General features: G+C 45.6%; 19 protein-coding genes, 2 tRNA genes and 1 rRNA gene. 14 read left to right on the forward strand and 8 right to left on the reverse strand.

Going from position 1 to position 20,355, the window contains the following annotated elements; genetic code table 11:
• The first annotated feature begins 140 nt into the window (after positions 1 to 140).
• From E0Z06_RS00100 to E0Z06_RS00110, 3 genes are read left to right on the forward strand one after another with little or no spacing between them, the layout of a single operon-like run.
• The gene (locus E0Z06_RS00100) at positions 141 to 2,054 is read left to right on the forward strand and encodes a transglycosylase SLT domain-containing protein (RefSeq protein WP_132580740.1); all 1,914 of its coding nucleotides are present in this window, start codon (positions 141 to 143) and stop codon (positions 2,052 to 2,054) included.
• Positions 2,055 to 2,099: 45 nt separating this feature from the next.
• On the forward strand, positions 2,100 to 3,425 hold the full coding sequence (gene pepQ / locus E0Z06_RS00105) for a Xaa-Pro dipeptidase (protein WP_132580743.1): 1,326 nt from the start codon (positions 2,100 to 2,102) through the stop codon (positions 3,423 to 3,425).
• 25 nt (positions 3,426 to 3,450) lie between these two features.
• On the forward strand, positions 3,451 to 4,902 hold the full coding sequence (locus E0Z06_RS00110) for a TrkH family potassium uptake protein (RefSeq protein ID WP_132580746.1): 1,452 nt from the start codon (positions 3,451 to 3,453) through the stop codon (positions 4,900 to 4,902).
• Here the strand turns inward: E0Z06_RS00110 and trkA are convergent.
• Genes trkA through def form a run of 4 tightly spaced genes read right to left on the reverse strand, consistent with a single transcriptional unit; the run spans position 4,899 to position 9,090 of the window.
• Positions 4,899 to 6,275 carry a Trk system potassium transporter TrkA gene (trkA, locus tag E0Z06_RS00115; RefSeq protein WP_132580749.1) on the reverse strand — a complete coding sequence of 459 codons (1,377 nt, stop codon included), beginning with the start codon at positions 6,273 to 6,275 and terminating at the stop codon, positions 4,899 to 4,901. The genes E0Z06_RS00110 and trkA overlap by 4 nt on opposite strands.
• 29 nt (positions 6,276 to 6,304) lie before the next feature.
• The gene (gene rsmB, locus E0Z06_RS00120) at positions 6,305 to 7,609 is read right to left on the reverse strand and encodes a 16S rRNA (cytosine(967)-C(5))-methyltransferase RsmB (RefSeq protein WP_132580752.1); all 1,305 of its coding nucleotides are present in this window, start codon (positions 7,607 to 7,609) and stop codon (positions 6,305 to 6,307) included.
• Complete coding sequence (gene fmt, locus E0Z06_RS00125) at positions 7,606 to 8,562, reverse strand: methionyl-tRNA formyltransferase (RefSeq protein WP_132580755.1); 957 nt, start codon at positions 8,560 to 8,562, stop codon at positions 7,606 to 7,608. The genes rsmB and fmt overlap by 4 nt, the downstream gene beginning before the upstream one ends.
• Before the next feature lie 12 nt (positions 8,563 to 8,574).
• Complete coding sequence (def, locus tag E0Z06_RS00130; protein ID WP_132580759.1) at positions 8,575 to 9,090, reverse strand: peptide deformylase; 516 nt, start codon at positions 9,088 to 9,090, stop codon at positions 8,575 to 8,577.
• Positions 9,091 to 9,213: 123 nt separating this feature from the next.
• Here def and E0Z06_RS00135 point away from each other — a divergent pair, with 123 nt between their 5' ends.
• The 4 genes from E0Z06_RS00135 to E0Z06_RS00150 are packed head-to-tail and all read left to right on the forward strand — an operon-like array spanning position 9,214 to position 12,488.
• Positions 9,214 to 10,323: a LysM domain-containing protein gene (locus tag E0Z06_RS00135; protein ID WP_132580762.1), complete on the forward strand. Its 1,110-nt coding sequence runs from the start codon at positions 9,214 to 9,216 to the stop codon at positions 10,321 to 10,323.
• A gap of 23 nt (positions 10,324 to 10,346) precedes the next feature.
• Positions 10,347 to 11,438 (forward strand): DNA-processing protein DprA, encoded by a 1,092-nt coding sequence (dprA, locus tag E0Z06_RS00140; RefSeq protein ID WP_132580765.1) that lies wholly within the window; start codon positions 10,347 to 10,349, stop codon positions 11,436 to 11,438.
• A gap of 2 nt (positions 11,439 to 11,440) precedes the next feature.
• The gene (locus E0Z06_RS00145; protein WP_132580768.1) at positions 11,441 to 11,914 is read left to right on the forward strand and encodes a DUF494 family protein; all 474 of its coding nucleotides are present in this window, start codon (positions 11,441 to 11,443) and stop codon (positions 11,912 to 11,914) included.
• A 13-nt stretch (positions 11,915 to 11,927) separates the two neighbouring features.
• Positions 11,928 to 12,488: a type I DNA topoisomerase gene (locus tag E0Z06_RS00150; RefSeq protein ID WP_132580771.1), complete on the forward strand. Its 561-nt coding sequence runs from the start codon at positions 11,928 to 11,930 to the stop codon at positions 12,486 to 12,488.
• Here E0Z06_RS00150 and E0Z06_RS00155 read toward each other — a convergent pair.
• The gene (locus E0Z06_RS00155; protein WP_132580774.1) at positions 12,485 to 13,618 is read right to left on the reverse strand and encodes a 5-(carboxyamino)imidazole ribonucleotide synthase; all 1,134 of its coding nucleotides are present in this window, start codon (positions 13,616 to 13,618) and stop codon (positions 12,485 to 12,487) included. The two genes, E0Z06_RS00150 and E0Z06_RS00155, sit on opposite strands and share 4 nt — an antisense overlap.
• Positions 13,615 to 14,106, reverse strand: coding sequence for a 5-(carboxyamino)imidazole ribonucleotide mutase (gene purE / locus E0Z06_RS00160; protein ID WP_132580777.1), 492 nt, complete (start codon positions 14,104 to 14,106; stop codon positions 13,615 to 13,617). Before purE ends, E0Z06_RS00155 begins: the two co-directional genes overlap by 4 nt.
• A gap of 119 nt (positions 14,107 to 14,225) precedes the next feature.
• Here purE and E0Z06_RS00165 point away from each other — a divergent pair, with 119 nt between their 5' ends.
• Together E0Z06_RS00165 and hemF are read left to right on the forward strand one after the other, a co-directional pair.
• Entirely contained in the window at positions 14,226 to 14,780 is a 555-nt protein-coding gene (locus E0Z06_RS00165; RefSeq protein WP_132580780.1) for a Sua5/YciO/YrdC/YwlC family protein, read from the forward strand.
• A gap of 1 nt (position 14,781) precedes the next feature.
• Positions 14,782 to 15,714, forward strand: a complete 933-nt coding sequence (gene hemF / locus E0Z06_RS00170) for an oxygen-dependent coproporphyrinogen oxidase (protein WP_132580783.1) — start codon at positions 14,782 to 14,784, stop codon at positions 15,712 to 15,714.
• Here hemF and E0Z06_RS00175 read toward each other — a convergent pair.
• On the reverse strand, positions 15,711 to 16,157 hold the full coding sequence (locus E0Z06_RS00175) for a group II truncated hemoglobin (RefSeq protein ID WP_207903111.1): 447 nt from the start codon (positions 16,155 to 16,157) through the stop codon (positions 15,711 to 15,713). The two genes, hemF and E0Z06_RS00175, sit on opposite strands and share 4 nt — an antisense overlap.
• A 5-nt stretch (positions 16,158 to 16,162) precedes the next feature.
• On the opposite strand from E0Z06_RS00175, the gene aroE reads away from it, so the two are divergent.
• Both aroE and E0Z06_RS00185 read left to right on the forward strand, forming a co-directional pair.
• On the forward strand, positions 16,163 to 16,978 hold the full coding sequence (aroE, locus tag E0Z06_RS00180) for a shikimate dehydrogenase (RefSeq protein ID WP_132580785.1): 816 nt from the start codon (positions 16,163 to 16,165) through the stop codon (positions 16,976 to 16,978).
• Complete coding sequence (locus E0Z06_RS00185; protein WP_132580788.1) at positions 16,975 to 17,211, forward strand: DUF1488 family protein; 237 nt, start codon at positions 16,975 to 16,977, stop codon at positions 17,209 to 17,211. Before aroE ends, E0Z06_RS00185 begins: the two co-directional genes overlap by 4 nt.
• Here the strand turns inward: E0Z06_RS00185 and E0Z06_RS00190 are convergent.
• Complete coding sequence (locus E0Z06_RS00190; protein WP_132580791.1) at positions 17,208 to 17,741, reverse strand: gamma carbonic anhydrase family protein; 534 nt, start codon at positions 17,739 to 17,741, stop codon at positions 17,208 to 17,210. The two genes, E0Z06_RS00185 and E0Z06_RS00190, sit on opposite strands and share 4 nt — an antisense overlap.
• 538 nt (positions 17,742 to 18,279) lie before the next feature.
• Between E0Z06_RS00190 and E0Z06_RS00195 the strand changes: the two genes are divergently transcribed.
• From E0Z06_RS00195 to E0Z06_RS00205, 3 genes are all read left to right on the forward strand, one after another.
• Positions 18,280 to 19,804, forward strand: a 16S ribosomal RNA gene (locus tag E0Z06_RS00195).
• Positions 19,805 to 20,015: 211 nt separating this feature from the next.
• A tRNA-Ile gene (locus E0Z06_RS00200) sits at positions 20,016 to 20,092 on the forward strand.
• 106 nt (positions 20,093 to 20,198) lie between these two features.
• Positions 20,199 to 20,274 (forward strand) — tRNA-Ala (locus E0Z06_RS00205).
• Positions 20,275 to 20,355: the final 81 nt, after the last annotated feature.

A 20,355-nucleotide genomic window follows, 5' to 3' on the forward strand; every position in this document is an offset into this window, starting at 1 on the left:
GATTATCTGAATCAGTGTGTCGCGGTTTGGTAAAAAATTCAACCGTTATTTAAACACTTGTTTGAATATGACCGCAACGGCCAGCGATAACTATAGGTGTATTTCTTTCGGATTAGAATTTTTGTTGGGGGTTTATCGTCGTGAAACGTATCGTTTTTATGCTGACTAGCCTGCTTTTGACGCCACTATCTATGGCGTCAGTGTCTTCAGAGGCAGCGTTACGTAATGAGTTTTTACAAGCCGAGCGCCAAATTGGCAGCTTAACTTATGAGCAGGCACAAAAGGTATTAAATAAATTTGCCAACTATCCGCTGCTTCCTTATTTGGAGCAGCGCCGTTTACAACAGTTTTTAACCGCCGATGAGCGAATAGGCGAGTTTTTAGAGAAAAATAAAGCTACGCCGGTCGATTGGCCACTGCGTAAACCCTGGTTGCTTGATTTAGCTAAACGGCAAAAAGGCGCAATGTTTTTGTCGCACTATGCCGGTTCAAAAGACGCTGAATTAGAATGTTTGGCGCTACGTTTTAAGTTGTCAGCAAAAGATGCTGATCATGCCGTGTTGTGGCCACAGATTGCTAAGTTATGGGTTGTGGGTAAATCTCAACCTAGCGCGTGTGACCCCTTATTTTCTGCATGGCGCAAAGCTGGGCAGCAAAAAAACGAGCTGGTATGGCAGCGCATAAGTTTAGCAGCTGAAGGTGGTGATGCGGGTTTAATACCTTATTTAAAAACCCAACTGCCAGCTGAGCAGCAATATCTTGCGGATATGTATCAACAAACTCGGCGTAACCCCGCAGTGATTGCGAATAATAAATTTTTCCCGTTAAAAACCATACAAGAGCGTGATATTGCAGCTTATGGTATGAAGCGGCTTATTTGGCGCCACCCAGACCAAGCATTAAAGGTGTGGCAGAAATTTGTTAATGACCCTTATTTTAGTGCCGGGCAGCGTTTAGATGTGCAGCGGCAGTTTGCCATTGCACTAGCTAGCAAAGGGGATGACCGTGCCGCAACGTGGTTTAAAGAGCTGCCAGCTGAATTAATTGATAATACCTTGGCACATTGGCAAGTCAGCCATGCCTTGTCGCAGTTAGATTGGCCAGAGGTACAGAAGATAATAGAGGCCTTACCCAAAGAGGTTGCTAAAGATACCAGTTGGCAATATTGGCTGGCGCGCTCGTATGAGCAGCAAGGCCAAGTAGATAAAGCCAAACCGCTGTTTGAAGCGCTAGCATTACAGCGACACTTTTATGGTTTTATGGCGGCAGCTAAAATGGGCTTACCACCTAGCTTAGCGCACACACCTGTGGTGGTGTCAGAACAAGAGTTGGCAGGTTTACAACAGCACTCTGCGGTAAAGCGAGCGCAAGAATGGTTGGCTTTAGGCCGGCTAACTGAAGCAAGGCGAGAGTGGAACTACTTACAGTCTAGTTCAGATGAGCAGCAAAAGCTGGTATCTGCCAAGTTAGCGCATCAGCTACAATGGTATGAAAGAGCAATATTTTCTCTGGCCGACGTGGGTTATTGGGATGATGTAGAGTTGCGGTTTCCGTTAGCGTTTCAAACTGAAATTAATCAATCAGCAGCCAAGGCAGAAATAGATTCGGGTTGGGCAATGGCAATAGCGCGTCGTGAAAGCTCTTTTATGGCTGATGCTGCATCACCTGTAGGCGCTAGAGGCTTAATGCAGCTGATGCCAGCTACAGCGCGAGAAATAGCAAAAAAACCGGTGCAGCTAGCGCAGCTAAATAACCCAGCAACTAATATTGATTACGGCACCGATTACCTAAATTACCTAATGAAACGTAACGATGGCAATTTGCTGATGGCAACCGCGGCCTACAACGCAGGCTATAGTCGAGTAAAGCAGTGGGTGCCCAAAGATTATGCGGTACCGGCCGATGTCTGGGTTGAAACCATTCCGTATCGTGAAACCCGAGATTACGTTAAAGCGGTGATGGCGTATTATCAGATATATAATATCAGGCTAAATTCGCCCATTGACGTATTTAAACCGCTAACCACAATGCAAATTGGGCTGGTAGTGGAATAATGTTATGATATCCTGCATGTTTTTCAGCCAACAGGTCAGACACTTATGACAGCTTCTTATCAAAGCCTGTATCAGGCGCATATTGCCGAATTGCAGGTGCGTACTCGTACTCTGTTACAACGAGAAAACCTCGATGCGTTAGTGATCCACTCTGGGCAAGCTCAGCGCAAGTTTCTGGATGATATGGATTATCCGTTTAAAGCGAATCCGCTGTTTAAAGCCTGGCTGCCGGTAATAGATAATCCGCATTGTTGGTTAATTGTTGATGGCGTAAATAAGCCTAAGCTGATTTTTTATCGCCCCAAAGATTTTTGGCATAAAGTGCCAGACGAACCTAACGACTTTTGGGCTGAACATTTTGATATTCAGTTATTAGATAAAGCCAACAAGGTTGAAACTTTACTGCCTTACGATAAAGCTGGAATGGCTTATTTGGGCGAGTATTTAGAAGTTGCTCGAGCGCTAGGTTTTAACGAAATTAATCCAGAGCCGGTATTAAGTTATATTCATTTTTATCGAGCTTATAAAACGCCTTACGAACAGGCGTGCTTGCGTATAGCTAATAAAATGGCGGTTGCTGGGCATAACGCGGCTAAAGCAGCATTTTATGCTGGCGGCAGTGAGTTTGATATTCAGTTAGCTTACTTGGCCGCCGCACGACAAACAGAAAATGAAATGCCGTATGGTAATATTGTTGCACTTAACCAAAATTGCGCCATTTTGCATTACACCGCATTAGAGCGCAAAGTGCCTAAGCAGCAGCATTCATTTTTGATTGATGCCGGTGCCGAGTTTCATGGTTATGCGGCAGATATTACCCGTACTTACAGTTTTAACCCACAAGATGAATTTGGCAGTTTAATTAGCGCAGTGAATGACGCTGAGTTACAACTGGTTGATGGTTTAAAACCAGGGTTAAAATATGGTGAGCTACATGTGCAGTGCCATCAAAAAATCGCCACTATACTGCAGCAGTTTGATTTCGTTAAACTATCAGCCGACGCCATAATAGAACGCCAAATTAGCCGGGCGTTTTTCCCACACGGGCTTGGTCATCACTTAGGCTTGCAGGTACATGATGTTGGCGGCTTTATGGCTGACGAGCGCGGCACTAACGTTGCGCCGCCAGAAGGCCATCCATATCTGCGATGCACACGCAGCATTGAAGCTAATATGGTGTTTACCATTGAGCCTGGTCTCTATTTTATCGACAGCCTATTAGCTGACTTAGCAGCAACAGAATTTAGCCAATATATTAACTGGCATAAAGTTGACGCATTTCGGCAGTTTGGTGGTATTCGTATTGAAGATAATATTATTGTGCACCAAGACCGAAACGAAAATATGACCCGTGATTTACAGCTGGCTTAACAGGCCGTAAGGACAGCATTAAGGTATGCAATACCGCTCGATAATCCGGATCTTAGGTTTGCTGATCGCCATCTTTAGTATCAGCATGGTGCCTCCGGCATTTGTTGCATACTGGTATAAGGATGGTGCCGGCGTACCTTTTTTGCTGTCGTTTGTACTTTGTGTGTTTATCGGCTTTTTAATTTGGTATCCCAATCGCCAACATAAAGCCGAGTTAAAAGTACGAGATGGTTTTTTAATTGTCGCCTTATTTTGGATCGTGCTAGGCGCCGCTGGGGCGATGCCGTTTTTATTAGCCAGCAACCTGCAACTGAGTTTAGCCAGCGCGATGTTTGAAGCGTTTTCTGGTTTAACCACTACCGGTGCCACCGTTTTAACCGGTATCGAGTTTTTACCCAAAGCTATTTTATATTATCGCGCGCAACTGCAATGGCTCGGTGGTATGGGTATTATTGTACTGGCGGTAGCAATATTGCCAATGTTAGGTGTGGGCGGCATGCAGCTGTATCGGGCGGAAACGCCAGGGCCGGTAAAAGACAACAAGATGACACCGCGCATTGCCGATACCGCTAAACACCTGTGGTATATCTATTTAGCACTAACTTTAAGCTGTACACTGGCGTTTTTTCTTGCTGGTATGAACTGGTTCGACGCTATTTGCCATGCGTTTGCTACTATCGCTATCGGTGGTTTTTCTACTTATGATGCCAGTGTTGGTCATTTTCAAAGCCCTTTAATTAACGGCATTTGTGTGGTGTTTTTGCTGCTAAGCGCGGTTAACTTTCCGCTACACTTTGCTGCGATACGAGGTAAAAGCGTTAGCACCTATTTTCGTGATCCAGAATTTAAAGCCTTTTTAGCTATCCAAGCTACAATTATATTTATTTGCTTTGCAACCTTACTATCTACCAATGTGTATAGCAGTGCGGGCGAAGCGTTCGATCAAGCTGCTTTTCAGGCGGTGTCTATTGGCACAACCGCAGGGTTTACTACGGCTAACTTTTCCGCGTGGCCACTATTCCTACCAATTTTACTGATGTTTTCTAGTTTTATTGGCGGCTGCGCTGGATCCACCGGTGGTGGCTTAAAAGTAGTGCGAGTATTGTTATTGTTTTTACAGGGCAAGCGCGAGTTAAATCGACTGATTCATCCGCGGGCGGTATATGCAATAAAGTTAGGCCGACGGCAAGTTGCTGATCGTATTGTTGAGGCGGTGTGGGGATTTTTCGCTGCTTATGCTTTAGTGTTTTTAGTTATTATGTTGTTATTGTTGCTTACTGGGTTAGATAATATTACCGCTTTTACGGCAACGGCGGCCTGTTTAAATAACTTAGGCCCAGGTCTGGGTGAGGTTGCAGCCAACTTTGGTAGTATTCCCGACGCTAGCAAATGGTTACTCGTTGCTGCCATGGTATTTGGTCGGCTGGAAGTATTTACTTTGTTGGTGCTATTTACGCCGGCATTTTGGAAAGACTAGATAAAAATCGCACTGACTTGAAACAGTTTTTCTACTTCAATAATGTGCTTTTTGTCGACCATAAATAAAATAACATGATCGTTGGTTTCTATAATCATGCTATTGCTGGCTATTAACACCTCATCACCACGCACTATGGCGCCAATAGCTGTACCCGGTGGTAGTTTAAGCGCGCCAATGGCTTTGCCTACTACCTTACTGGTGCTGCTATCACCATGCGCTATAGCTTCAATCGCTTCTGCTGCGCCGCGTCTTAGTGAATGCACGTTTACAATGTCGCCACGGCGAATGTGAGTAAGCAACGCCGAAATGGTCGCTTGCTGTGGTGATATGGCAATATCTATTTCGCCGCCTTGCAATAAATCAACATAGGCACTGCGTTTAATTAGCACCATGGTTTTTTGCGCCCCCATACGTTTAGCTAACATGGCAGACATAATGTTGGCTTCGTCATCGTTAGTAACCGCAATGAAAACATCAACTTGCTCGATACTTTCTTCTTCTAACAATTCAGGATCTGAGGCATCGCCAACATAAACTACGGTGTTATCTAGCGCGCTAGACAAAAATTCGGCGCGTTCTTTACCGCGTTCAATTAGCTTAACGTTGTGGGTTTTCTCTAACGCACGAGCTAAACCAAAGCCAACGTTACCGCCGCCGGCAATCATAATGCGCCGGTAACTGCGCTCTAATTTTTGTAGTTCACTCATTACCGCGCGAATGTGCTTGGTTGCTGCGACAAAAAATACTTCATCGTCAGCTTCAATGATGGTGGTACCAATGGGCCGAATAGCATGGCCGCGTCGGTAAATAGTCGCAACCCGGGTTTCTATATTTGGCATGTGCTGTTTTAATGCCGACAACGCATGGCCGACCAATAAGCCGCCATAATAGGCTTTTACCGCGACTAAGCTAACTTTGCCGCCGGCAAATTCTACTACCTGCAGTGCGCCTGGGTAATCAATAAGACGACGAATATAATTAGTAACTAAAGCTTCTGGGGCAATAAAGTGATCTACTGGCATATCGTCTTTATGAAACAATTGCTCACGGTACTTTAGATATTGATTGGTACGAATGCGGGCAATTTTAAGCGGTGTATTGAAGATACTATAAGCAACCTGGCAAGCAACGATATTAACCTCGTCGCTGTTGGTTACGGCCACAATCATATCGGCATCTTCTGCGCCGGCCTTTCTCAACACATCAGGGTGAGAGCTATGGCCGTGCACCACCTGTAAATCAAAACGATCTTGCAGGGCGCGCAGTTTGTCTGCGTCAATATCAACCACAGTAATGTCGTTTTGTTCTCCTACCAAGTTTTCCGCCAACGTGGCGCCAACTTGGCCTGCACCTAAGATAATAATCTTCATGCTTGCTCGCTATAGTTAACCACAGTGTCTTAATTTGCTGCTTTTAGCAGCCTAGCATAGAAGAAGCCGTCCATATCTTGCTCGCCAGGCAACAACTGCCAACCGTGCGGCTGCTCAGGGCTTTGCTGAGGCAATAGATCTAGCCTTGCATCGTTATTCTGTTGCAGAAACTGCGTTATTTGCGCGCTGTTTTCTTGTGGTAACACGCTGCAGGTGGCGTACAGTAGAATGCCACCTGGTGCTAATAACACCCAGCATTGTTGTAGTATACGCTGTTGCAGCTCAGCAAGTGCCGCGATGTCGGCTTTTTTCCTTAACCAACGAATATCGGGATGGCGTCTTATCACACCGCTAGCCGAGCAAGGCACATCTAATAAAATACGGTCAAATAGCTGGCCTTGCCACCAGCTATCTGGCGCACTTGCATCGGCAGCTATCACTTTGGCAGTTAAACCCAAGCGGGCTAAATTTTCATGCACGCGCAGTAAGCGTTTGGGTTCTTTATCTAAAGCAGTTACTTCTGCCTGAGGTGCCAGTTCAAGAATATTACAGGTTTTACCGCCAGGTGCGCAGCAGGCATCTAAAATGCGCTGGCCGTCGCTAACTTGCAGTAAGCTGGCCGCGTATTGTGCTGCGCCATCTTGCACTGAAAACCAACCCTCGGCATAGCCGGGTAAAGTAGTAACATCTTGCGCTTGTGTTAGCTTAATCGCGGCTGGTAAATCGGCAACTGGCCGGCTGTACTCGATACCTGCGCGAGTAAGTGCTGCGGCATAATCGGTTGGGTTAACTTTATTTACGTTAACCCTAAGCCATAATGGGGCTTTTTGCTGGTTAGCTTCTAAGATTTGTTGCCATTGTTGCGGGTAGGCTTGCTGCAATTCGGTAATAAACCAACCTGGGTGGTTAAACTGTACTGCTAGCGGTGCGTTATCAAAGTCAAACACGGCAGGTTGGCGCTGCACATTACGCAATACGCCGTTAATAAGTTTAGTTAGCGACTGGCCTTTTAATTCACGTGCGGCATCAACCGTCTCGCTAATTGCGGCATGATCAGGAATGCGCATAAACTTAAGTTGGTAAATACCAACATAAAGTAAAAACTGCAGCGGCCGTAGCTGCTTGATTAGTGGTTTAGTCATCAGCTGATTGCAAACTGCCTCTAACTGCGGCAAGTAACGCATTACGCCAAAGCATATTTCTTGTAATAGGGCTTTATCTAGCGCGTTATCTAACAAGGCTTGCGCTTTGGGTAAAACGTCTGATAACGACATGCCTTGGTCGACAACATCAAAACAACATTTCGCTGCTATGGCGCGAATATTACGGCTCATATTTTATCGCCAATGATGCTGCCTAGACTAAACCAGTCGGCACGACCATTTAAGAAATCTGCTGCTGGCATAGCTTTTTTACCCGGTGGCTGTAATTGCGTAATAATTAGTGCACCAGTGGCACAAGCAATACAAATGCCGTGCTTATCGGCGGCTAACACTGTGCCAGGTCCTGCGCTGTGTGCGGTGTCTGCTACCTTAGCTTGCCATACTTTCACGCTGCCTTGCGCCAGGTTAATGTAACTAACCGGCCAAGGGTTAAAGGCGCGAATTTCACGTGCCAAAGCCTGAGCGTCTTTATTAAAACTTAGCTCTGCTTCGTCTTTGTGCAGCTTTTCGGCGTAGGTTGCTAAGCTATCATCTTGTGGCTGTGCGTGTTGTTGTAATGCGGGTAAATTATTTACTGCAGTTAACAAGGCTTGCGGGCCAAGTTGCGCTAATTTGTCATACAAGCTTGCACTGGTGTCGCTGGCTTCAATATTGCAACTAATTACACTTAACATGGCGCCGGTATCTAAGCCGGCGTCCATTTGCATAATAGTAATGCCAGTAATGTTATCGCCGGCCCAGATTGCGCGTTGAATAGGTGCAGCGCCACGCCAGCGCGGAAGCAGCGAGCCGTGCACGTTAATACAACCTAGCTTGGGTATGTCTAGTGCAGCTTGCGGTAATATTAAGCCGTAGGCGACAACAATCATTAAATCTGCATTTAGTGCCGCTAATTCAGCCTGCGCAGCGGCCTTTTTTAACGATTTGGGCTGATACACCGCTACGTTATGCGCTAATGCTAACTGTTTAACGGCGCTAGGTTGCAGCTGTTGGCCGCGACCAGCTGGGCGATCTGGCTGCGTATAAACGGCAACAACTTGATGATTAGAATCTAACAACGCGTGTAAATGGCGCGCCGCAAAGTCCGGCGTGCCGGCAAAAATAATTCGCAAAGATTGACTCACAGTACTTCCTGATTACAGCGCGTGACGCTGCGCCATTTTGGCTTCTTTTTCTAATTTTTTCCGAATACGGTCACGTTTTAATGGTGACAGGTAATCAATAAATAATTTACCAACTAAATGGTCTAGTTCGTGCTGTAAGCAAATAGCTAATAAACCATCAGCATTAAGCTCAAACTCTTCGCCATTTTTATCTAAGGCTTTAACCGTTACTTCAGCAGCGCGGTCTACTAATGCGTAGTTTTGTGGCACCGACAAACAGCCTTCCTCATAGCTAGTTTCACCGCTACGAGTTGAAATTACCGGGTTAATAAATACCATAGGTTCGTTACGGTCTTCAGAAATATCAATAACCACTATGCGTTGATGCACGTTAACTTGGGTTGCGGCTAAGCCAATACCGTTTTCGGCGTACATGGTATCTAGCATGTCCGCCACTAATTGCTTAACCTCAGCCGTCACTTTATCAACCGGAGCGGCTATCGTACGGAGTCTTTCGTCTGGATAATGTAAAACATGTAAAACTGCCATAATACCTACAAAAATATGCTTTGTTTCAGGGGTTGTGATATGTTTTAATTTTAGCCATTAATATGCTGTATGAACAGCTTAGTGTACAATAATTACAATAAGATATAGCTCAAGGATGCAGGCATGCTGAAAAAATTTGCAATTTTGGTCACTCTTATCATTATGAGTGGCTTTTTTAATGTATTGGCGGACGTGCTAAAAATTCGCAATGATGCTCCTGCGAGCTATGTCGTTAAAAAAGGCGATACGTTATGGGATATTTCAGCCCTATATTTAAATGAGCCTTGGTTATGGCCACAATTGTGGCAAATGAACCCGCAAATTGATAATCCACATTTAATTTACCCTGGCGACACACTTACGTTAACTTACGATGCGCAAGGCAGACCGCGTTTGATGGTTAACGAAAATGCAAAACGCTTATCGCCCGGTATTCGCAAAACGATGAAGGGTGGCGAGGCTGTAAGTACATTGCCATTAAGCATGATTCGTCATTACTTAACTTTTGAGCAGGCGCTTAGCGAAGAGAAAATTGCTGCGCTGCCTTATGTTTTAGGCTCAAATGCTAACGTAAAAAATTCAGTTGGTGACCACACTATTTATACTAAAGGTGTTTTGGAACCGGGTGCATCATACGGTGTTTATCGCAAAGGTAAGCCTTATATCGACTTAGAAACGGGTGACTTATTAGGTTACGAAACTACGCTAGTTGCAACCGCTCGGGCATTTCGTGCGGGTCGTGATGCTACCGACAGCACGCCAATCGAGGCGGCATCACTAAAAGTATTAAGCGTTAAACGCGAGATTAAGCAGGGTGATAGAGTTATGCCTGCATTAGATGGTCAAGCATTGCCTGCGTTTTTTGTGATGCAAAAGCCAGAGTTTGAAATTAACGGTACTATTATAGACACAACGTCAAATCTGCGAGAATTTTCTAAATGGGATATTGTGGTATTAAACCGCGGTAGCTTAAATGAGCTAAAGTCAGGTCATATGCTGGGCATTTATCGTAACTCGCCAACAGTTATTGATGGCAAAAATGGCCCTGTTTATGTTGAAGATGCCACTAAATTACAAAAAATGTTCAAAAATTTTGGCGATGACACTATCGCGTTACCACGAGAAAAAGTCGGCGAGCTAATGGTGTTTAAAGTATCTGAGAATGTTAGCTTTGGTATTGTTACTAAAACTCAACAGCCAATTCGTGTAGGCGATACTATAGCAAACCTGTAACCTGCTTTATGGAGCCAGTTTTTATGGATGATATCCGAAACTGGCTCGCTTTAGCCTCTGTGCATGGCCTAGATGGCTTGAAGTTCCAGCGTCTTAGCGAGCAAATTTCTGTGGCTGAGTTGGTAAAGCAACCCGCCAGCACTTTACGCAATATCGGCTTTACTGAGCGCCAAGCCCATATTTTGGCATACGAAGCGCAAGATAAAGCTGACTATGCACTGTCGTGGCTTAATCAAGCCTGTAATCACCATATACTTACATTTGCCGATCCACTTTACCCTGCATTACTTAAACAAACTAAACAGCCGCCGTTATTGTTGTTTGTTAAGGGCAACCCGCATGTGTTAGCACAACAGCAGTTAGCGATGGTAGGTAGTAGGCAGCCAACTCCGACCGGTCGTAAGGTAGCCTTTAATTTTGCTAGTGAACTAAGCCAACAAGGTTATGTTATTACCAGTGGTATGGCGCGAGGTATTGATAGCGAAAGCCACAAGGGCGCACTCAGTGTTGGAGGTTTAACTATTGCAGTATTGGGGCATGGTTTAGAGCAAGTCTACCCAGCGAGTAACAAAGCGTTAGCTGAAGCCATAGTGGAACAGGGAGCGTTAGTGTCTGAATATTTTCCGGATGTACAAGCCAGAGCAGAACTGTTTCCACAGCGTAACCGTATAGTAGTAGGCCTAAGTATTGGCACTATAGTAGTTGAGGCGGGGCTTAAAAGTGGCACGCTAATTAGTGCTAATTTAGCCGCAGAATATAGTCGGGATGTGTTTGCTGTGCCTGGACCCATTTACAGCCCGCAATCTGCGGGTTGCCATAGTTTAATCCAACAAGGCGCTAAATTAGTAACCTCAGTGGCCGATATAATAGAGGAGTGGAGCTTTTTTAATCAAAGCAACATAACTAATGTTACTGAACCAGAAAAAAGTACTGAATTAGACTTGTTTGCCCGTCAGTTGTTGGCTAACGTAGCAGATGAAGTTACCGCAGTTGACTTAATTGCAGAGCGCAGCGGTTTAGCTGTTGCTGATACAGCTATAGCGTTGTTGCAACTGGAGTTAGCAGGTGAAGTAGCAGCAGTTCCTGGTGGCTACATAAGAGTGAGGAGTGGCTAAGTATGTTTGATATCCTCGTTTATCTGTTTGAAAACTATATTCATAATGAATCTGATATTTACGTTAATCATGCCGATCTGACCAAAGAGTTAAGCCGTGCAGGTTTTCATGACGATGATATTTTTAAAGCATTAAAATGGCTTGATAACTTGTCTGCATTGCAGGAGAGCCATGTTAAACCCTATTTGTCGCACGGTATTTCCAATGCTACCCGCATTTATAGTGCGCCTGAGTTGGCGAAAATGGATGTTGAATGTCGGGGTTTTTTGCTGTTTTTAGAGCAAATTAATGTATTGGGTGCGTTAACTCGAGAAATGGTAATAGACCGAGTTATGGATCTGGATAGCAATAGTATAAGTTTAGAGGACTTAAAGTGGGTGGTATTAATGGTGCTATTTAATGTGCCAGGTAATGAATCTGCTTATGCCCAGATGGAAGATTTAATTTTTGAGGAACCAGAAGGGCCGCTGCATTAAGCGGCCTTATTTTATGACCGACGACTCCGCTCTATTTGCTTTACCACAACAGCAGCAGCTTTGCCCATTATGCCACCAAGCTTTAGCAATGAAGTCGGGCAAAAATGGGCCATTTTTGGGCTGTAGTGGCTATCCGGCTTGCCATTATATAAAGGCCTTGCATCCGCATGAAACAACGATTGTAAAGGTGTTAGAAACCGAAGCTTGCCCACAATGCAGCTCGGCGTTAGCGGTAAAGAATGGCCGCTATGGTATGTTTATTGGCTGCACTAATTACCCTGATTGTCACTTTGTGGTTAATGAGCAGCATGAACAGCCCGAAGTTGACAGGCTTGCTTGCCCTAAATGCAAACAAGGGCAGTTGATTGAGCGTACCAGTAAATTTGGTAAACAATTTTGGGGTTGCAATAATTACCCTAAGTGTAAATTCTTACTCAATGATTCACCGATAGCCGGTGCTTGTTGTCATTGTGGTTTTACGTTACTGATTGAGAAGAAGCAGGGTGTGTACTGCGCGGATAAGGGTTGCGGTGAAAAACAACCAGCAGCCGAAGCTGCCGGTATTGATGGCTAGCTTACTCTATCAACCATTTGCTGTAATTCAGGAAATGTAGCTTCAGGTAGCAAATTAATTAACTGCGTAAATCTGGCTTTTAATTCTAAGTTATTCGCTGCGGACAAATTAATGTGGCCCATTTTTCTACCCGGCCTTTTGCTTTTGCCATACCAATGTAAATGTAGCCCTGGCATTGCCAAAATATCTTCCGACACGCTATCTTCACCTAAGATATTAACCATTAGGCTCGGCCTGATTAATGCTGTGCTGCCTAAGGGTAAATTACATACGGCGCGGAGGTGTTGTTCAAACTGGCAAACATCGGCACCTTGCTGTGTCCAGTGCCCCGAGTTGTGTACCCGAGGTGCTATTTCATTAACCAGTAATTTGCCGTTAACATCAAAAAACTCGATTGATAGCACGCCAACATAGTCTAGTTTATTTGCTATGGCGGTAAACATTTGGCTGGCTTGTTGCTGCAATTGCTCATTTCCTGCCACGGCTAACGACACGCTAAGCACACCATTAACATGATGATTTTCGGTTAATGGGTATACCTTTATATCGCCATTAGCGCGGCGAGCACCAATTAAAGACACTTCGCGTTGAAACGGAATAAATCGTTCAGCAACAATACTCTGTTGCGGATCTGCAGCTAAAAAGGCGCTGATTTTCTGCCATAAAGCGGCGGTATCTTCGGCCTGCTTTAGCCGCCATTGGCCTTTACCATCGTAGCCAGCTAGGGCGCTTTTAAATACTAACGGCAAGCCAAGCTTACTAATAGCCTGATTAAAGTCAGCTTCGCTGTTCACTATATGATAAGCCGCAGAACCCACGTTAGCGCTATCTAGTAATTGTTTTTCCAGCCGGCGATCGCCACCGGCTTTAATCGCGGTTTCGCCGGGGAAAAATTTGCCACTTTTTTGGCACTGTTCAAGTATTGCTAGCGGAATATGCTCAAACTCTGCGGTAATTATATCGGCGGCAGCAATAGCATTAGCAAGGCCGGTACCCAAGTTTTGCTGGGTTAACGGGTGCACTAGGCTATCGGTATTGACATCATAAGCACTAATGCTGATGTTAAGCGGCGCTCCGGCTAAAGACATCATTCGCGCTAATTGCCCAGCGCCTAACACTAATACATTCATAATTGTACCTGTGATGGATCAGGCTGGCTTAATACCAAATCGGTTTGCGCTTGGCGAAAGGCATCTATCTTTTTCATTAGTTCGGCATCATGCGTAGCAAGAATTTGTGCTGCTAATAAGCCTGCGTTTGCCGCCCCGGCATCACCAATCGCCATGGTGCCTACTGCTACACCTTTTGGCATTTGCACAATAGACAATAAAGAATCCATACCTTTTAAGGCTTTAGACTGCACTGGCACACCTAGCACTGGTAAGCTAGTAAATGCTGCTGCCATGCCAGGTAAATGCGCTGCACCACCTGCACCGGCAATAATTACTTTTAAGCCACGGTTTGCCGCAGAACTAGAGTAATCTGCTAATAATTGTGGTGTACGATGTGCGGAAACAACTTTGGTTTCATAGGCGATACCGAATTTATCCAGCATATCAGCGGCGTGTTTCATAGTAGGCCAGTCTGAAGTCGAACCCATAATGATGCCAACTTGCATGATTGTTTCCTTCTGATCGTGATGAACTAAAAGCATGAAGGCGCTATTATAGCGAGTTGCGCTACTGAAGAAAATTTTAACTGCGTTTTTTATCAAATTCGCATAAAAAGAGTATAACCATGTCAGAATTAGAACGGGTGTTACAGGCATTAAATGCAGGTGGCGTTATCGCTTACCCGACAGAAGCTGTGTATGGCTTAGGCTGCGATCCTGATAACGAAGCGGCAGTCCTCTCATTATTAGCTATTAAGCAACGCTCGGTTAATAAAGGCCTTATTCTGGTAGCGGCAAATTATTCACAGTTATTACCCTATGTTGATGATAAAGCTATTCCGCCAGAAAAACGTTACCAGATTTTTTCTAGTTGGCCTGGCCATATCAGCTGGATATTGCCCGCCAGTAAAACTGCACCCAAATGGATAACTGGTCAGTTTAACTCTATCGCCGTAAGGGTAAGTGCTCACCCCGTAGTGCACACGTTGTGTTCCGCTTACGGTAAGCCTTTGGTGTCTACCAGTGCTAATTTATCGGGTTTGCCTGCTATAACCCAGCTGGCTGAACTTGAGCAAAGTTTAGGTGATAAACTGTCGGCAATTATGCCAGGTGAGCTAGGTGGAGCCACGCAGCCTAGTCAAATTCGTAATGCTGTAACTGGCGACATTATAAGGAGCTAAGGTGATACACAGTCAACCACACCAACATTTAAACGCAGTGCAGCAGTTTTTGCAGCAGCTGCAAGATAATATCTGTAAAGCGTTAGAACAGGCCGACGGCGGAGCATATTTTGTTGAAGATGCCTGGCAAAGACCAGAGGGCGGCGGTGGTAAAAGTCGGGTACTTACTGGCGGTAACGTATTTGAGCAAGCCGGAGTTAATTACTCGCATGTGTTTGGTGCCAATATGCCAGCATCCGCTACCGCACATCGTCCTGAATTAGCGGGTCGTAGTTTTAATGCTTGCGGTGTGTCACTAGTGATCCACCCTAATAACCCGTATTTGCCAACAACGCATGCCAATGTACGTTTTTTTATCGCGGAAAAAGACGGCGAGGCGCCAGTATGGTGGTTTGGCGGTGGTTTCGATTTAACGCCATTTTACCCCTTTGAGGAAGACGTGGTACATTGGCATAAAACCGCTAAAGCCGCGGTTGAGCCCTTTGGTGAGCAGTATTACCCTGATTATAAAAAATGGTGTGACGACTATTTTTACTTAAAACATCGCAACGAAACGCGTGGTGTTGGCGGTTTGTTTTTTGACGACTTAAATGCTCCAGGCTTTGAACAAAGCTTTGGCTTAATGCGCGCAGTAGGTGAAGCCTTTGTGCCAGCATATTTACCTATCGTCGAAAAACGTAAAGCCACCAGCTTTGGTGATAAAGAACGGCAATTTCAGCTATACCGCCGAGGCCGCTATGTTGAATTTAACTTAGTGTATGACAGAGGCACGTTATTTGGTTTACAAAGTGGCGGTCGTACGGAGTCTATATTAATGTCTTTACCGCCGTTGGTGCGCTGGCAATATGGTTTTGCACCTGAGGTTGGTAGCCCAGAAGCCTTACTGTATGAACGCTATTTGAAACCGCAAGATTGGCTAGGTCTTAATACCTAACAATTAATCATATGGCTCGCCAGTTGGCCTATCGACTGGCGAATGCCTTCACGCAGCATTTTATGTTCAACCACTTCATCTAGTGCGCTATTCATACAAAACATCCATTGATCGCGTAATTGCTCATTAACCGTAAAGGGTAAATGCCGAGCACGTAGTCGAGGATGGCCGTATTTTTCTTCAAATAACGCCGGGCCACCTAACCAACCAGATAAAAACTCGAAAAATTTCTGCCGAATGTTATCGAGCGGTAGTGGGTGAATAGCATAGAGTTCTTTAGCTTCTGGCGCGCTTGCCATGATGTCGTAAAAGCGGTTAGCTAAGCGTCGCACGGTATCTTCGCCACCCATCAATATATAAGGGGTTTGCTCAGGGCTAGGATGTTGCTTGCTATTTACCGTGGTTTTATTAAAAATCATCTGTACTAACTTCTTAATGGACATTTGCTGTGGACCGTTATGCTGTATTCGGAAATCCGATTGGGCAATCTAAATCACCCTTTATTCATACTCAATTTGCTGAGCAATGCCAGCAGCAACTGAGCTACGAGGCCATTCTAGCACCAGTCGATGCTTTTGCCGACAGCTGGCAAACGTTTGTCGCGCAAGGTGGGTGTGGCGCCAATGTTACTGCGCCATTTAAACAACAGGCGTATCAGTTGGCCGATAGTGTTTCTGAACGGGCAAAACTAGCAGGTGCGGTAAACACCTTTTATTTTGACGAGAGTGGAAAACTACATGGTGATAATACCGACGGCATAGGTTTGGTTAACGATTTACAACGTTTAGGCATTAACTTAAATGCTTGTCGAATATTACTGCTAGGTGCGGGTGGCGCCAGTAGGGGCGTAGTTGGTCCGTTACTCGATGCGGGCGTTAGCCAAGTAGTACTAGCTAATCGCACGCCAGAAAAAGCGCACAGTATCGCTGCAAGTTTTGATAGTCGAGTGTTGGCTTGTGGTTTTGCGCAGATCCCTCATCAGCCATATCCATTAGTTATAAATGCTACCTCCTCTGGTTTAAGTCGTCAGCGGCCTGATATCGCCGGTGAGCATCTACAACATACAGAGTTAGCTTACGATATGAGTTATGCAGCTCAACCTACCGCTTTTATGAGTTGGAGTAAGCAGCAGGGCGCAAAGCAACAAGTTGATGGTTTGGGTATGTTGGTCGCGCAAGCTGCTGAGGCGTTTTATATTTGGCGCGGAAAAAAGCCGGATATTGCGCCAGTACTAACACGATTAAAGCAGCAGCTAGCTATATGAATCAGCAGCTGATCTTTAATAATGATTTTCATCTAGTGCCAGCGCGCAGCGCGGTATGTTTCAGTTGCTTAGTTGCAGGCTTTAAAGTGCAGTGCTTTATTGCCATTCCGGCCAAACAAGATGGTGCCGAGTTCTTGCAAGAGGTTATAACCAATGCGTTTAGCTGGGAAGATTGCGTCGAGCAAGCGATTGCTGACGACGCAGTTAATGAAACCGCAGAGCTTTGGATTTAAGCGTCGGCTAAATACTCATCCTTTAATACGACATAGTTAGCGGCAGACTCACTAAGAAAAGCTTTTTCGCCATCATTAAGCGGCCGAGCTTGCTTAGCTGGGCTGCCAACATACAAATAGCCACTTTGTAGTGTTTTACCTGGTGGTACTAAACTACCCGCACCAATAATAACGTCGTCTTCTACTATTACGTCATCCATAACAATAGCGCCCATACCAATCAGAATGCGATTACCTAGCGTGCAGCCATGTAACATTACCTTATGCCCCACAGTAACATCTTCACCTATTATAAGCGGTGAACCATTAGGCTTACCTTTACTGGGGCGCGATAAATGCAGCACACAACCGTCTTGAATATTAGTACGTGCGCCAATGCGCATAATGTTTACATCGCCACGCGCGGCAACGAGCGGCCAAATGCTAACATCATCCGCTAACACTATATCGCCCACTATTACCGCAGACTCATCTACATAAACTGCTCTACCAAGAGTTGGTAAAATACCTTTATAGGCTCTTATCGTCATAATTCCCTCCAATGCCGAGATATTATGCAATAAATGCTGCTAAAAAGCGCTGATCGTTGAAACTTTATGCGAACGATTCATAAAGTGTAATATTTCTGAAATAACCGCTTGCACGACAATTAAAACCCCCTATAATGCGCGCCATGCCACGGGGTAGAGCGCTAGCGCACTCTCCGAGGGGTTTTAGAAAGTGAGTCAAAAATCTTTTAAAAAGACGCTTGACACTAGGGCTTAAATCTCTAAAATGGCGCCCTCGCTTCATGGTGGTAACTAACGCGGTGAAATGAGAAAGTAAGTTAAGCCTGACGAGTGTTTTTGATAAAGAATCATCGTCACGCTTGACTTAAAAACTGGGAAGTGTAACATACGCCTCCCGCTTCTTAAGCAGAAGCACGCTCTTTAACAATTCGCAATCAATCATCTGTGTGGGCACTTATGATGGATTTCACAAAAATGAAATACATCGGTTGAGTGACTTACATAGAAATATGTTTTAAGTCAGTAAGACTGAGCGCCACTTTGGTGGCAGAAAGAACTTTAATAGAAGAGTTTGATCATGGCTCAGATTGAACGCTGGCGGCAGGCCTAACACATGCAAGTCGAGCGGGGTTTTCGGACCTAGCGGCGGACGGGTGAGTAATGTATAGGGAGCTGCCCGATAGAGGGGGATACCAGTTGGAAACGGCTGTTAATACCGCATAATGTCTACGGACCAAAGTGTGGGACCTTCGGGCCACATGCTATCGGATGCACCTATATGGGATTAGCTAGTTGGTGGGGTAATGGCTCACCAAGGCGACGATCCCTAGCTGGTTTGAGAGGATGATCAGCCACACTGGGACTGAGACACGGCCCAGACTCCTACGGGAGGCAGCAGTGGGGAATATTGGACAATGGGCGCAAGCCTGATCCAGCCATGCCGCGTGTGTGAAGAAGGCCTTAGGGTTGTAAAGCACTTTCAGCGAGGAGGAAGGGATAGACGTTAATAGCGGCTATTTTTGACGTTACTCGCAGAAGAAGCACCGGCTAACTCCGTGCCAGCAGCCGCGGTAATACGGAGGGTGCAAGCGTTAATCGGAATTACTGGGCGTAAAGCGCACGTAGGCGGTTCGTTAAGTTGGATGTGAAAGCCCCGGGCTCAACCTGGGAATTGCATTCAAAACTGGCAGACTAGAGTATGTGAGAGGGGGGTAGAATTCCAAGTGTAGCGGTGAAATGCGTAGAGATTTGGAGGAATACCAGTGGCGAAGGCGGCCCCCTGGCACAATACTGACGCTGAGGTGCGAAAGCGTGGGGATCAAACAGGATTAGATACCCTGGTAGTCCACGCCGTAAACGATGTCTACTAGCTGTTCGTGGTCTTGTACCGTGAGTAGCGCAGCTAACGCACTAAGTAGACCGCCTGGGGAGTACGGTCGCAAGATTAAAACTCAAATGAATTGACGGGGGCCCGCACAAGCGGTGGAGCATGTGGTTTAATTCGACGCAACGCGAAGAACCTTACCTACTCTTGACATCTACAGAATTTTGCAGAGATGCGAAAGTGCCTTCGGGAACTGTAAGACAGGTGCTGCATGGCTGTCGTCAGCTCGTGTTGTGAAATGTTGGGTTAAGTCCCGCAACGAGCGCAACCCTTATCCTTAGTTGCCAGCACGTAATGGTGGGAACTCTAGGGAGACTGCCGGTGATAAACCGGAGGAAGGTGGGGACGACGTCAAGTCATCATGGCCCTTACGAGTAGGGCTACACACGTGCTACAATGGTATGTACAGAGGGAGGCAAGCTGGCGACAGTGAGCGGATCTCTTAAAGCATATCGTAGTCCGGATCGCAGTCTGCAACTCGACTGCGTGAAGTAGGAATCGCTAGTAATCGTGGATCAGAATGCCACGGTGAATACGTTCCCGGGCCTTGTACACACCGCCCGTCACACCATGGGAGTGGGTTGCAAAAGAAGTAGGTAGCTTAACCTTCGGGAGGGCGCTTACCACTTTGTGATTCATGACTGGGGTGAAGTCGTAACAAGGTAACCGTAGGGGAACCTGCGGTTGGATCACCTCCTTACCTAAAGTGAAGAAGTTGTAAGTGTTCACACAGATGATTGATTGTAGAGATAGAGCAAATAAAGTTTATTGCGAAGTTTATGAGAATAAATAACGCAGGATGTTTTATTTAGCGCAAGGCGCACGCCGAACGAAGGAAGGAGTTTACTAATGTAAATGACTGACTGAGAGAGAAGTGAAACGCAGCGATAGATAAAACAGACCAGTTAAACGGGTCTGTAGCTCAGGTGGTTAGAGCGCACCCCTGATAAGGGTGAGGTCGGTAGTTCGAGTCTACTCAGACCCACCAAATTGCGCATCATACGGCGTTATGTCGATACTCACATACATAAGTATGCGTCGTATCAACATGCCTTGCCTGATGTGCAATTATCCAATTTATTGGAATACTTATTGGGGCCATAGCTCAGCTGGGAGAGCGCCTGCCTTGCACGCAGGAGGTCAGCGGTTCGATCCCGCTTGGCTCCACCAACTTTATTTATACGTTGTTTTACTACAGCGGCTCTAGAAATTCAAATCAAAGCGTTCTAATTAGAATGATTTGATTTGAGT

The sequence above is a fragment of the Rheinheimera sp. D18 genome (genome assembly GCF_004345025.1).
GTDB lineage: Bacteria > Pseudomonadota > Gammaproteobacteria > Enterobacterales > Alteromonadaceae > Alishewanella > Alishewanella metallidurans.